This is a genomic window from Pacificitalea manganoxidans, from assembly GCF_002504165.1.
Taxonomy (GTDB): domain Bacteria; phylum Pseudomonadota; class Alphaproteobacteria; order Rhodobacterales; family Rhodobacteraceae; genus Pacificitalea; species Pacificitalea manganoxidans.
In genome coordinates, this window is record NZ_CP021404.1 from 3,049,161 (window position 1) to 3,062,625 (window position 13,465).

The window sequence follows — 13,465 nt, forward strand, 5'->3', positions numbered from 1 at the left end:
CTTGCTCCGGGGTCAGCGTAAGTTGCCAAAGCGCCAGCCCGTCGGGGCGGGCAGGCGCTCGCTCTCGCGGCCTTCGGCCTTGTTCGAGAGCGGGTGTGCTTAGGTCGACGCAGTGCGCCACTCCTAGGATGTTAAATAAGCGCAACGGAAGCCTGCCCGTGGGGTGGCGCTGCTCCGGTCGAGCGGGTGCGCTTTATGGTGACAGGATCCTCCTTGCTCCGAGGTCCGCGCGAGGTGGCAAAGCGCCAGCCCGTCGGGGCGGGCAGGCGCTCGCCCGCGCGGCCTTCGGCCTTGTTCGCGGGCGGGGGCTTGGAGTTCGGAGGACGTGCCGGATCTTCGTTGCTCTATGTGTGTAACGTTAGCCTGCCCGTGGGGTGGCGCTCCTACGGTGGGGCGGGTGCGCTTTATGGTGACAGATCCCTTACCGCTCAGAGGTCAGCGTGAAGTGCCAATGCGCCAGCCCGCCGGGACGGGCAGGCGCTCGCCCGCGCGCTTCGCTTGTCCGCGGCCGGGGTGCTGGGCGCCCTTCCCCACGTCGAAGCGGCTTACGCCTCCGGCTTCACCGAGGCCGTGACGTAATTCACGCTCAGGTCGGTGTCGGAGATCGACCATCGCCAGCTGAGGGGATTGAAGACGAAGCCCTTGCGATCCACCGGGGTCAGGCCTGCTTGGGCGATCAGGGCGTAAAGCTCATCGGGGGTGATGAATTTCGACCATTCATGGGTGCCCTTGGGCAGCCAGCGCATCACCCATTCGGCGCCAAAGATCGCGAGGGCGAAGCTTTTGGGATTACGGTTGATGGTCGAGCACAGCATCAGGCCGCCGGGCTTCAGCAGGGTTTGGCAGGCGGTCAGATAGGCAAGTGGATCGGCGACATGTTCGACCACTTCCATGTTCAAAACCACGTCGAACCGTTCGCCCGCGACGGCAAGATCCTCGGCGGTGGTGTGACGGTAATCGATGTCGAGCCCGGCCTGCTCGGCATGGACCTGTGCGACGGGGATGTTGCGCGGGGCGGCATCGGCGCCGGTCACCTGCGCGCCCAGCCGGGCCATCGGCTCGGACAGCAAGCCGCCGCCACAGCCGATATCGAGCAGGCGCAGACCGTCGAACGGGCGCGGGGCGGCGGGATCGCGATCAAACTCCGCCGCGATCTGCGCCACGATGTAATCCAGCCGGATCGGATTCATCATGTGTAGCGGCTTGAATTTGCCGGTGGGATCCCACCATTCCGCGGCCATCGCCTCGAATTTCGCGACTTCGCCTGCGTCGATGGTGCTGCCTTCGGCCATGCGGCTATGCTCCCGTTATTGCCTGCCGCGCGTGGGTTTTGCACGACACGATCCATGTCAGGCGCATCCGACATGGCGCCTGTTCCTGAGGCGCTATATAGGTCGGGTATGGATAGAAACGCAGGTCAAAAAAGCGCAGTCCAGCACCTTTTCCCGCCGATCGACCCGTTCGATCAGCGCATGATGGACATGGGTGACGGGCATCGCGTCTATGTGGAGCAGTGCGGAAACCCCGACGGCATCCCGGTGGTGGTCTTTCACGGCGGTCCGGGGGGCGGGTGTTCCCCAGCAATGCGGCGGTATTTCGACCCCGAGCACTATCGCGTGATCCTGTTCGATCAGCGCGGCTGCGGACGCTCGCGGCCCCATGCCTCGGTCGAGAACAACACCACATGGGATCTGATCGCGGATATCGAGCGCATCCGCACGGCGCTGGAGATCGACAAATGGGTGCTATTCGGCGGCAGCTGGGGTGCGACGCTGGCATTGATCTATGCGCAGACCCATCCCGAGCGCGCGGCCTATATGGTGCTGCGCGGCGTGTTTTTGATGACCCAGGGCGAATTGGACTGGTTCTATGGCGGCGGCGCGGGCGCGTTCTGGCCCGACCAGTGGCAGCGGTTCTCCGAACTGATCCCCGAAGACGAACGCCACGACATGATCGGCGCCTATCACCGGCGGCTGTTTTCGGGGGATATCGTGTCCGAAACCCGACATGCCCGCGCCTGGGCCGCATGGGAAAACGCGCTGGCCTCGATGGCGCATGACGGTCGCACGGGCGACGCGCCCGGCGAATACGCCCGCGCCTTCGCCCGGCTGGAGAATCACTACTTCACTCATCGCGGCTGGCTGGATCAGGACGGGCAGATCCTGATCGACATGCCCAAGATCGCCCATGTGCCCGCGACTGTGGTCCAAGGCCGCTACGACATGATCTGCCCGCCCCGCTCGGCGTGGAAGCTGTGCGAGCTATGGCCCAATTCGGAACTGCGGATGATTTCCAACGCAGGCCACGCGCTGTCCGAGCCGGGGATCACGGCGGAGCTGGTGCGCACCACACGACGGGTCGCGCGGGAGTTGGGGTGAGGGGTTCAGCCGCGCCACCGCCCCTTCAAAATTAGGTCTACATCCTTGCCACGATCCAAAGCCGCAACAGAATCGGGCGTGTGAAACCCGTGGCGCCGACACAGCGTCCATAAGTCTGTTCCGGTTTTCTTTGCCTGCGCAATCTCTGCTAGAGCCCGCCGTTCCGCATCTGCCGCTGCGCGCAGACATTCTGGAGACTCCACGAACGCCGCGAGATCAGCGCCGATCCTCCCGTCTCTGCCCTGCGGTGACGTCTCGGTATAGGCCCGCAATGCGCGGGCGACAGCATCGGCTTGCAGCGAATGCATAAACACGTGCTCCGGGCCTTTTTCGACCATCCGACGAATCGCTGCGTGATCCTCCGTTTTGCGTTGAGCGGCAGCACGGGCGTCTCTTCGGCGCTGCAATTCTTTCATCCGGGCCGCGCGTTGTGTGGCGGCGTCGCGGACCTGTGCCAACAGCCGGTCACGCTCCTTACGCAAGCGGGCGATATCGGGCAGCGGCTGGGGCCACGGGACCCGCCCCGAGGTGGGACGCATGGCGCGCACCCTCTCAAGCACTTCACGTTCTACCGACACGAGCTCAGCTTCGCATTCTGTGCGTTCTTGACGATGCCTGGGGGCCGCCGCTCGGCGCCGTTCAAGCGAAGCGCGTGCCCGAGCGATATGAGTGGTAACCGGGTAAGAGGTTGGCGAATGTCCGGGATAATGGCGCTCAGCCCACCCAACCGGGTTCGCGTCAAAAGCCGCGAGCCGGGCTTCGAGCTCTGGCGTGTCCCGCTCATACCATACTTCAGCTTCGAGAGCGGCGCGCAGCTTCTCTTGCGCCCCGCGGATGCGCGCGGCAAGCGCTTTGGGAAGGTCGGGGCGGGCTGGATCAGACATGGCCGCACGATCCCGCCGCCCCCACGGCCCGACGAAAGGAAGGGGTCCGATCAAGCCGCCTCGCCGCACATCCCATGGGAATCATACCGAAGATTTTAACCATTCCGCCCTCTTCTGCTTACGACGAACGGGACCATAGGCACCTGTGCTTCGCAAGCCCCCCACCCCGCCCTTGCCATCCCCCCTCAACCGGCGTATATGGCGGCTCAACAGCGGCGCCTCGGTCTCCACCCCCGAAGCTCCACCGGACAAGTGTGACGGGCCGCGCGCCCGTTTTTTTGTGTCCGCAGTTCCGGTCGGACACGCTCGTTACCCCCGCGGCCTCAGGGCTGCGCGGCGACCGCTTCGACAGAAGGACACCGCATGACCGACATGATCGCGAAGACCCAGATCGACCGCCGCATGGCCGAGGTGATCCGTCCCGTCGTCGAGGGGATGGGCTTTGAGCTGGTGCGTGTGCGGCTGATGTCCGGCAAGACCAAGACGTTGCAGATCATGGCCGAGAAGCCCGAGGGCGGGATCGAGGTCGATGATTGCGGCGAGATTTCCACCGCCGTCTCCGCGACGCTGGATGTCGAAGACCCGGTGGAGGACGCTTACACGCTGGAAGTGTCGTCCCCCGGTATCGACCGCCCGCTGACGCGGCTGAAGGATTTCGAGGTCTGGGCCGGGTATGAGGCCAAGATCGAGACGACCGAAATGATCGATGGCCGCCGCCGCTTTAAAGGCGAGTTGGCGGGCGTCGAAGGCTCGGAAGTGCTGATCACCATCGAAGAGGGCACGATTGGCCTGCAATTCGACTGGCTCAGCGACGCCAAACTTGTCCTGACGGACGACCTGATCCGCGATGTCCTGCGCAGCCGCAAGGATGCCGGCGAGGTCGACCAGACCCAATTCGACCAGATTGAAACCATCATCGATGGTGAAGAGGAGACCTAAGCAATGGCAATCACCTCCGCGAACCAGCTGGAGCTTCTGCAGACGGCCGAGGCCGTCGCGCGCGAGAAGATGATCGACCCCGGTCTGGTCGTCGATGCGATGGAAGAATCCCTCGCCCGCGCCGCGAAGTCCCGCTACGGCGCCGAAATGGACATCCGCGTGGCGATCGACCGTAAGACCGGTCGCGCGACCTTTACCCGTGTGCGCACGGTGGTCGAGGATGACGCCGTCGAGAATTATCAGGCCGAACTGACCGTCGCGCAGGCGAAGCAGTATCTGCCCGAGCCGAAGATCGGCGACGAGATCCGCGACGAGGTGCCGCCCGTGGAAATGGGCCGGATCGCCGCGCAAAGCGCCAAGCAGGTGATCCTGCAGAAGGTCCGCGAAGCCGAGCGTGATCGCCAATACGAAGAATTCCGCGACCGCGCCGGCACGATCATCAACGGGCTGGTCAAGCGCGAGGAATACGGCAACATTATCGTGGATATCGGCCGTGGCGAGGGCATCCTGCGCCGCAACGAGAAGATCGGCCGCGAAAGCTACCGCCCCAACGACCGCATCCGCTGCTACATCAAGGATGTGCGCCGCGAGGTTCGCGGGCCGCAGATCTTCCTCAGCCGCACCGCGCCGGAATTCATGGCCGAACTGTTCAAGATGGAAGTGCCGGAGATCTACGACGGCATCATCGAGATCAAGGCCGTGGCCCGCGATCCCGGCTCGCGCGCGAAGATCGCCGTGATCTCCTATGACAGCTCCATCGACCCGGTTGGGGCCTGTGTGGGTATGCGCGGCAGCCGTGTGCAGGCCGTCGTCAACGAGCTTCAGGGCGAGAAGATCGACATCATTCCGTGGAATGAGGATCAGCCGACCTTCCTTGTGAACGCATTGCAGCCGGCCGAAGTGTCGAAAGTGGTGCTGGACGAGGAAGCCGAGCGCATCGAGGTCGTGGTTCCCGACGAGCAGCTTTCGCTCGCTATCGGTCGCCGCGGTCAGAACGTGCGTCTGGCCAGCCAGCTGACCGGGCTCGACATCGACATCATGACCGAGGAAGAAGAGAGCGCGCGCCGTCAGGCCGAGTTCGAGAGCCGCACGCAGCTGTTCATGGACGCGCTCGATCTGGACGAGTTCTTTGCCCAGCTTCTGGTTTCCGAAGGGTTCACCAACCTCGAAGAGGTGGCCTATGTCGAACAGGACGAACTGCTGGTCATCGACGGGGTCGACAGCAGCACCGCCGAGGAATTGCAGGCCCGTGCCCGCGATCATATCGAGGCGATCAACAACAAGGCGCTGGAACATGCCCGTGAACTGGGTGTGGAGCAGTCGCTCATTGACTTCGAGGGTCTGACACCCCAGATGGTGGAAGCACTTGCCGAAGACGGCGTGAAGACGCTGGAAGATTTCGCCACCTGCGCCGACTGGGAACTTGCCGGCGGCTGGACGACGGCGAATGGCGAGCGTGTCAAGGATGACGGCGTTCTGGAGAAATTCGAGGTTTCGCTCGAAGAGGCCCAGACGATGGTTATGACGGCCCGTATCCAGCTGGGCTGGGTCGATCCCGCCGAATTGGAAAGCGACGAGACCGAGGGTGACGACGAGACCGGCGATGCCGAAGGTGACGCCGAGGAGGCCGAAGCCTGAGACGCGCGCGCACGCCTCGGACGGACCGGAGGACACCCGCATGAGCCGTGGTGGTCGTGAGAAGACACGGGATGACGGCCCCGAGCGTCGGTGCATCGCCACCGGCGCCTCGGCCCCCGCGCAGGGGCTGATCCGCTTTGTGATCGGTCCCGACGCGACGGTGGTGCCGGATCTGGCCGGGAAGCTGCCCGGACGCGGGATCTGGGTGACTGCCCGGACCGCCGATCTGGAGAAGGCCGTGCAGAAGCGGCTGTTCTCCCGGGCTGCAAGGGCACAGGTGACCGTGCCCGAAGATTTGCCCGGCCTCGTCGAGGCCGGCCTGACCCGCCGCGTGATCGATCTGATCTCGCTGGCCCGGAAAGCCGGGTATGCGGTGGCGGGATATGAGAAGGTCAAGGGTTGGCTCCTCACCGGGGAGGCAACCGTCCTCGTTCAGGCCAGTGATGGATCTGAGCGCGGTAAATCGAAACTGAAGCCGCCTGTCCTGCCCGATGGACGCACCGGCAAATTTCTGGGGATGTTGACCGCCCAGGAATTGGGTTTGGCTTTCGGGCGGGAACATGTGATACACGCCGCGCTTGCCGCTGGCGGACTCACAAGGCGTGTTGTAGAAGACGCCGCGAGGCTAGAGGGCCTGCGCGAGATGGACGGGGAAAACGCCCCGGAAAGGACGAAAGGTTCGCATGAGCGATAATGACGGCAAGAAAACCCTTGGCCTGCGGGGCGGTCCCCGTTCCGGTCAGGTAAAGCAGAGTTTCAGCCACGGACGCACCAAGAATGTCGTGGTCGAGACAAAGCGCAAGCGTGTCGTCGTTCCCAAGGCCGGAGCCCAGAATAAGGGTGGTGCCGCCGGGGGTGATCCTTCACGCCGTCCGGCCGGTATTTCCGACGCGGAGATGGAACGGCGCCTGAGAGCCCTCGCGGCCGCGAAAGCGCGCGAGGCCGATGAGGCTGCGCAGCGCGAGGCCGAGGAAAAGGCACGCGAGGTGGAGCGCGAGCGCCGCCGCGCCGAGATCGAAGCCAAGGACCGCGAGGACCGCGAGCGCGAAGAAGCGCTCAAGGCCAAGGCCGAGGCTGACGAACGCGCCAAGCGGGAGGCCGAAGAGGCCGCCAAGCGTGAGCGCGCCGAACGCAACAAACCTGCCCCCGCAGCACCGACCCCGGCCGATGCCGAGGCCGCGGAAGCGGCGGCGGCGCAGGCCCGTGGCAAGGTTGTCAAAGGCAAGACCGACCGCGAGCGCGACAATGATCGTCGTGACACCCGCGCGAAGGATCGCACCGACAACCGCCGCTCCGGCAAGCTGACGCTGAATCAGGCGCTTTCGGGCGGCGAAGGCGGTCGTCAGCGGTCTATGGCCGCGATGAAACGCAAGCAGGAGCGCGCCCGGCAGAAAGCCATGGGCGGCGTGGAATCCCGCGAGAAGGTCGTGCGCGACGTTCAGCTGCCTGAAACCATCGTGGTTCAGGAACTGGCGAACCGTATGGCCGAGCGTGTGGCCGATGTGGTCAAGGCGCTGATGCAAAGCGGCATCATGGCGACCCAGAACCAGTCGATCGACGCCGACACCGCCGAACTCATCATCGAGGAATTCGGCCACAAAGTCGTCCGCGTGTCGGATGCCGATGTGGAGCAGGTGATCGACACGGTCGAGGACAAGGCACAGGATCTGAAAGCCCGTCCGCCGGTCATCACCATCATGGGCCATGTCGACCACGGCAAGACCTCGTTGCTGGATGCGATCCGCAACGCGAAGGTCGTGGCGGGCGAAGCCGGTGGCATCACGCAGCATATCGGGGCCTATCAGGTCACGACCGATAGCGGCGCTGTGCTGAGCTTCCTCGATACGCCGGGCCACGCGGCCTTTACCTCCATGCGGGCCCGTGGCGCGCAGGTGACGGATATCGTGGTTCTGGTGGTGGCTGCCGATGATGCGGTCATGCCGCAGACCATCGAAGCCATTCACCACGCGAAAGCGGCCGGTGTGCCGATGATCGTGGCGATCAACAAATGCGACAAGCCTTCGGCCAATCCCGACAAGGTGCGGACCGATCTGTTGCAGCATGAAGTGATCGTGGAAAAGATGTCCGGCGATGTGCAGGATGTCGAAGTCTCCGCCATCACCGGCAAAGGTCTGGACGAACTGCTGGAAGCCATCGCGCTGCAGTCCGAGATCCTCGAACTGAAAGCCAACCCCGACCGCGCCGCCCAAGGTGCCGTGATCGAGGCGAAGCTGGATGTGGGTCGCGGCCCTGTGGCCACGGTGCTGGTGCAAAACGGCACCCTGCGTCGCGGCGACATTTTTGTCGTGGGCGAACAGTGGGGCAAGGTGCGTGCGCTGATCGACGACAAGGGTGACCGCGTCGAAGAAGCCGGGCCTTCGGTTCCGGTCGAGGTGCTTGGCATCAACGGCACGCCCGAGGCCGGCGACGTTCTGAACGTCGTCGAAACCGAAGCGCAGGCCCGCGAGATCGCTGAATACCGCGAGCACGCCGCCAAGGACAAACGCGCCGCTGCCGGTGCCGCGACCACGCTCGATCAGCTGCTGGCGAAAGCCAAGGCCGACGAAAGCGTGGCCGAGCTTCCGATCCTGATGAAAGCCGACGTGCAGGGGTCTGCCGAGGCGATCGTTCAGGCGATGGAAAAGATCGGCAACGACGAGGTGCGTGTCCGCGTGCTCCATTACGGGGTGGGTGCGATCACCGAATCCGACATCGGCCTTGCCGAAGCGTCGAATGCGCCGGTCATCGGCTTCAACGTGCGGGCCAATGCGCCGGCCCGTGCTGCCGCCAACCAGAAGGGCGTGGAGATCCGTTACTATTCGGTGATCTACGATCTGGTGGATGACGTGAAAGCCGCGGCCTCTGGCCTGCTGTCGAACGAGATCCGCGAGAACTTCATCGGTTACGCCCAGATCAAGGAGGTCTTCAAGGTCTCCAATGTCGGCAAGGTCGCCGGGTGTCTGGTCACCGAAGGCGTCGCCCGCCGGTCCGCCGGTGTGCGTCTGCTGCGCGACAACGTGGTGATCCACGAAGGCACGCTGAAGACCCTGAAGCGCTTCAAGGACGAAGTGTCCGAAGTGCAGTCCGGTCAGGAATGCGGCATGGCGTTCGAAAACCACGAAGACGTGCGCCCCGGCGACGTCATCGAGATCTTCGAGCGCGAAGAGGTCGAGCGTTCGCTCAACTGATCGCGTCCCGCATCATCGAACTATCAAAACGCCCGCCCGTCACCGGAGCGGGCGTTTTGCTGACCGCCCGATCACATCTGCCGCGAGCCGTTTGCGATCCGGGCGCGCCGCGCTTACTTTCCCCCCTGACCCGACCCTGCGTAGCAAAGGTTTCCTCATGGCCGCGACCGACCGTTCCGCCGACACCACCCTGCCCCCGCTGACGCTGCAACTGGCCGCGCCGCGCGGGTTTTGCGCCGGGGTGGACCGGGCCATCAAGATCGTGGAGATGGCGCTCGAAAAATGGGGCGCACCGGTCTATGTGCGCCACGAGATCGTGCATAACAAATTCGTCGTGGACGGGCTGCGCGACAAGGGCGCGGTGTTCGTCGAGGAACTGGACGACTGCCCCCCCGACCGGCCCGTGATCTTTTCCGCTCATGGCGTGCCGAAAGCCGTCCCGGCGGAGGCCGCCGCGCGGGAAATGGTCTATGTCGATGCCACCTGCCCGCTGGTGTCCAAGGTCCATATCGAGGCCGAGCGCCACGCGGAAAACGGGCTTCAGATCATCATGATCGGCCATGCGGGCCACCCCGAAACGATCGGCACCATGGGGCAGTTGCCTGCGGGCGAGGTGTTGCTGGTGGAAACGCCGGAGGATGTGGGCGGGCTGGACGTGCGCGACCCGGAGCGGCTGGCTTTCGTCACCCAAACCACCCTGTCGGTGGATGACACCGCCGAGATGGTCGCAGCCCTGCGCGCCCGGTTCCCGGCCATTGTCGGCCCCCATAAAGAAGACATCTGCTACGCCACCACCAACCGGCAGGAAGCGGTCAAGGCGATTGCGCCGGGCATCGACGCGCTGCTGGTGATCGGCGCGCCGAATTCCTCCAATTCCCGCCGTCTGGTCGAGGTGGGCCGCCGCGCGGGCTGTGCCTATGCGCAGCTGGTGCAGCGTGCTGAGGATATCGACTGGCGCGCGCTGGCGGGGATCAGTTCGGTCGGGATCACGGCGGGGGCGTCCGCGCCCGAGGAATTGGTGAACGAGGTGATCGACGCGTTCCGCGCCCGCTACGCCGTGACCGTCAATCTGGTCGAAACGGCGCAGGAGCGGGTGGAATTCAAGGTGCCGCGGGTGTTGCGCGAACCGGCGTAGGCGCCGCTCCTGCCCTCAGCCTATCCCGAGAACCGCGCAGCCCTCAGGCCGGGCGCTGTTGTCAACGGTTGCGCCAGCGGCTGAACCAGCCGCGCCGCGCGGGAACCGACGGAAACTCGCCGGGCTCGGCCCGGCTGGCGCGGAAGCGACGCCAGCGCACCCGAACCGCCCAGACCACCGCGAACAGAACGATCAGGAACACGATGTTGAACCACGGGATCAGCGTCACGTCGGCACTGTCGACCGCGCGGACCGACACGGCATTGGGGTAGATCGACAGCAATTCGCTGCGCCAGCCGTAATGGCGCACCGCGACCCAATCCGTCGCGGCGCGGGTGGAGCGCAGATCGGCGGCTTCGGCCTGAAGCGTGGCGGTGTCGAATTTGAAATAGGGCGGCCAGCCCCAGCCGGTATCTTCGTTGCGGTAGACGATGGGTTTGCCATTGGCGCGCACGGTCTGGATGAAGAACACATCGCGATTGGCGCTTGCACTGGCGGAGCCATTGTCCGAGCCCGACCAGAAGATCGAGTTCGCGCCGTAATCGATCCGCTTTTCGTAGGTGTCGGAAATCCGCACGATGTCGGTTTGCGGCAGGGTGTAGTGCAGGAAGGCCGCCATCAGCAGCGCGATGACGCTCCAGAAGATCCATTTGACGTAAGTCACGGGCTGCGCGCTCCTCTGTCGGGCCGTTTCGCGTTGCTTACGATCCCGAGCGACGGTTGTCGATGCGCCGCCGCGCTTAACGGGTCCAGCGCACTGCGGTCAGGTCATTGGCCTGCGTGGGGGCATTCTGCCACAGCCCGTCCAGACGCGCATCCGCGACGCCGGTCTTAGCCAATTGGAACAGCCACGCGTTGACGTGATCCTCGGCGATGCGCCGCTGCGCCTGCCCCATGAGCGCGGCGCGGGCGTCGGGATCGGCAGTGGCGGCGAGGTCGGTCATGATCCGGCGGAATTCGGGGCTGTCATACCCGAAATAGTAATCCTCGCGCCCGTAGATGCCGATATCCATCGGCTCGGTATGGCTGATGACGGTCAGGTCGTAATCATGCCCCTTGAACACCTGCTCCAGCCATTGCGCCCATTCGAGGTTGGTGATTTCGGTCTCGATCCCGACTTCGCGTAGTTGCGCGGCGATGATTTCCCCCCCGCGCCGGGCATAGGTCGGCGGTGGCAGCATCAGCCGCAGGGTCAGCGGCCCGGTGCCCGCCACCTGCAGCAAGGCGCGGGCGGCGTCGGGATCATAGGGCGTCAGCCCGGTCAGATCGACATAGGCCGGATGATGCGGCGCGAAATGGCTGCCGATCGGGGTGCCGTAGCCAAACATCGCGCCGTCGATAATGTCGGCGCGGTTGAGCGCGCGGGCGATGGCTTCGCGCACTTTCGGCTCCGCCAGAGGCCCGGACTGATTGTTCATCGCCAGCAGAGTTTCGCCCTCGGTCGTGCCGACGATCACGTTAAACCGGGGGTCGGCTTCGAACTGCGCCAGTGTTTCGGGCGCGGGGAAGTTCGGGAAAGCATCAAGGTCACCGGCCATCATCGCGGCATAGGCGGCGTTCGGGTCCGACACGAACCGGAAGGTTGCCCGCGCCAACGCTGGAGCAGCGCCCCAATAGCCGTCATAGCGGGCCAGTTCGACGCGGTCGCCCTCCACCCGGTCGACAAAGCGGAACGGCCCGGTGCCGACCGGTGCGGTGGCATTGGTGTCCGCCGTTTCCGGCGCAACGATCACCGCATCCCCCCATGCAAGGTTGAAGGGCAGATTGCCATCGGGGGCGGTGAGGGTGATCGCAACGCTCGTCGGCCCCTCCGCAGTTACGCTGTCGATCCCCGCAAACAGGGTTTTCTGCGCATTGAGGCTGTCCTCCGCGCGGGCGCGGTTCAGGCTAAAGACCACATCCTGCGCATCGAACCCGGTGCCGTCATGGAAGGTGACGCCCTCGCGCAGGGTAAAGCGATAGGTGAGCCCGTCGGCGGAGACCTCCCACGCAGATGCCAGACCGGGCAACACCGCGCCATCGGGGCCGATGCGGGTCAGACCTTCGAACAGGTTAGCATAGACGACCTCATCCACCGCCGCCGCCGCGCTGGCGGTCGGGTCGAGGATCGGCGGCTCCAACACCATGCCAAGGCGGATCGCGTCGTCCTGCGCCCGCGCCGGTGCCGCCCCGAACAGGCCAACCAGGGCCGCAAGGGCCACGGCAGCGGTGGCAGTGGCGGGACGAGGCGGGGAAAAGCGAATGCGCATGATCGGGGGCCTTGGGCAGAGAAACGGTCGGGGCACAGTCAAGACCGCAGGCTTCCCCAAAGGCAACCCTTAATGCCCGGTGCGGCGGACTGCTGGGCGATGGGCGTGGGGCGGGGGATTGATGCGGGCCGGATGGTTGGCGCGACGTTGCGCGCTTGCGCGCCCTGCCCCCTGTGCAGCGACGGCGCGACGGTGTACACCGCCCCCGCATTTGCCGGAGGAGACCAGATGAGCGCCAGCGCCCCGACACCCGCCCGCAGGCCCACGCCGCAGGACATCACCGCGCGCAAAGGTGGCACGCCGCTGGTCTGTCTGACCGCCTATACCACGCCGGTGGCCGAACTGGTCGATCCGCATTGCGATCTGGTTCTGGTGGGCGACAGCGTGGGCATGGTGCTGCATGGCCTGCCCTCCACCCTTGGTGTGACGATGGAGATGATGATCCTGCACGCGCAGGCGGTGGGGCGGGGTCTGAGCCGGGCGATGATGGTCGTCGACATGCCGTTTGGCAGCTACGAGGCCGGGTCGGAGGTGGCGTTTGCCAATGCCGCGCGGCTGATGGCCGAAACGGGCTGCGCGGCGGTCAAGCTGGAAGGCGGGGTGGAGATGGCACCGACGGTCCGGTTCCTGACCCGGCGCGGTATCCCGGTGATGGCGCATGTCGGCCTGACGCCGCAGGCGGTCAATACGCTGGGCGGCTACAAGGTGCAGGGTCGGGGTGAGGCGGGCGATGCGGTTCTGGCCGATGCCCGGGCGGTGACCGAGGCGGGCGCGTTTTCGGTGGTGCTGGAGAAGCTCCCCGCCAGCCTCGCCACCCGGATCACGCAGGAGATCGCGGTGCCGACCGTGGGCATCGGGGCCTCGGCGGAGTGCGACGGACAAATTCTAGTAGTCGATGACATGCTGGGGCTGTTCACGGCGTTCAAACCGAAATTCGCCAAGCGCTATGCCGAACTCGGCGCCGATGCGGACCGCGCCATTGCGGCCTATGCCGAGGAGGTCCGCGCCCGGGCCTTCCCCGCCGCCGAACATCTGTTCGGCGACGGGTAAGCGG

Annotated in this window: 11 protein-coding genes; 7 read left to right on the top strand and 4 right to left on the bottom strand. The window is 65.2% G+C overall.

Annotated elements, in window-relative coordinates; all coding sequences use genetic code 11:
- Window positions 1–545: 545 nt before the first annotated feature.
- Entirely contained in the window at window positions 546–1,292 is a 747-nt protein-coding gene (gene ubiG, locus CBW24_RS13975; RefSeq protein ID WP_097373918.1) for a bifunctional 2-polyprenyl-6-hydroxyphenol methylase/3-demethylubiquinol 3-O-methyltransferase UbiG, read from the bottom strand.
- A 108-nt stretch (window positions 1,293–1,400) separates the two neighbouring features.
- Between ubiG and pip the strand changes: the two genes are divergently transcribed.
- Window positions 1,401–2,378, top strand: a complete 978-nt coding sequence (gene pip / locus CBW24_RS13980; protein ID WP_097373919.1) for a prolyl aminopeptidase — start codon at window positions 1,401–1,403, stop codon at window positions 2,376–2,378.
- A 5-nt stretch (window positions 2,379–2,383) separates the two neighbouring features.
- Here the strand turns inward: pip and CBW24_RS18415 are convergent, their stop codons facing one another.
- Window positions 2,384–3,262, bottom strand: coding sequence for a hypothetical protein (locus CBW24_RS18415; RefSeq protein WP_157773235.1), 879 nt, complete (start codon window positions 3,260–3,262; stop codon window positions 2,384–2,386).
- 363 nt (window positions 3,263–3,625) lie between these two features.
- On the opposite strand from CBW24_RS18415, the gene rimP reads away from it, so the two are divergent.
- The 5 genes from rimP to ispH all read left to right on the top strand — a co-directional run bounded on the left by rimP (window position 3,626) and on the right by ispH (window position 10,162).
- A complete protein-coding gene (rimP, locus tag CBW24_RS13995) occupies window positions 3,626–4,201 on the top strand; it encodes a ribosome maturation factor RimP (RefSeq protein ID WP_097373921.1) in 576 nt (191 codons plus the stop codon).
- A gap of 3 nt (window positions 4,202–4,204) precedes the next feature.
- Window positions 4,205–5,839 (top strand): transcription termination factor NusA, encoded by a 1,635-nt coding sequence (gene nusA / locus CBW24_RS14000; RefSeq protein ID WP_088662647.1) that lies wholly within the window; start codon window positions 4,205–4,207, stop codon window positions 5,837–5,839.
- Between the two features lie 40 nt (window positions 5,840–5,879).
- Complete coding sequence (locus tag CBW24_RS14005) at window positions 5,880–6,533, top strand: RNA-binding protein (RefSeq protein ID WP_088662648.1); 654 nt, start codon at window positions 5,880–5,882, stop codon at window positions 6,531–6,533.
- Window positions 6,523–9,027, top strand: coding sequence for a translation initiation factor IF-2 (gene infB / locus CBW24_RS14010; RefSeq protein ID WP_088662649.1), 2,505 nt, complete (start codon window positions 6,523–6,525; stop codon window positions 9,025–9,027). The genes CBW24_RS14005 and infB overlap by 11 nt, the downstream gene beginning before the upstream one ends.
- A gap of 157 nt (window positions 9,028–9,184) precedes the next feature.
- Window positions 9,185–10,162: a 4-hydroxy-3-methylbut-2-enyl diphosphate reductase gene (gene ispH / locus CBW24_RS14015; protein WP_097373922.1), complete on the top strand. Its 978-nt coding sequence runs from the start codon at window positions 9,185–9,187 to the stop codon at window positions 10,160–10,162.
- Between the two features lie 61 nt (window positions 10,163–10,223).
- Here the strand turns inward: ispH and CBW24_RS14020 are convergent, their stop codons facing one another.
- Together CBW24_RS14020 and CBW24_RS14025 are read right to left on the bottom strand one after the other, a co-directional pair.
- Window positions 10,224–10,826: a DUF1523 family protein gene (locus CBW24_RS14020; RefSeq protein WP_097373923.1), complete on the bottom strand. Its 603-nt coding sequence runs from the start codon at window positions 10,824–10,826 to the stop codon at window positions 10,224–10,226.
- 76 nt (window positions 10,827–10,902) lie between these two features.
- Window positions 10,903–12,411, bottom strand: a complete 1,509-nt coding sequence (locus CBW24_RS14025) for an ABC transporter substrate-binding protein (protein WP_097373924.1) — start codon at window positions 12,409–12,411, stop codon at window positions 10,903–10,905.
- Between the two features lie 228 nt (window positions 12,412–12,639).
- Here CBW24_RS14025 and panB point away from each other — a divergent pair, with 228 nt between their 5' ends.
- A complete protein-coding gene (gene panB / locus CBW24_RS14030) occupies window positions 12,640–13,461 on the top strand; it encodes a 3-methyl-2-oxobutanoate hydroxymethyltransferase (protein ID WP_097373925.1) in 822 nt (273 codons plus the stop codon).
- The last annotated feature ends 4 nt before the right edge of the window (window positions 13,462–13,465 follow it).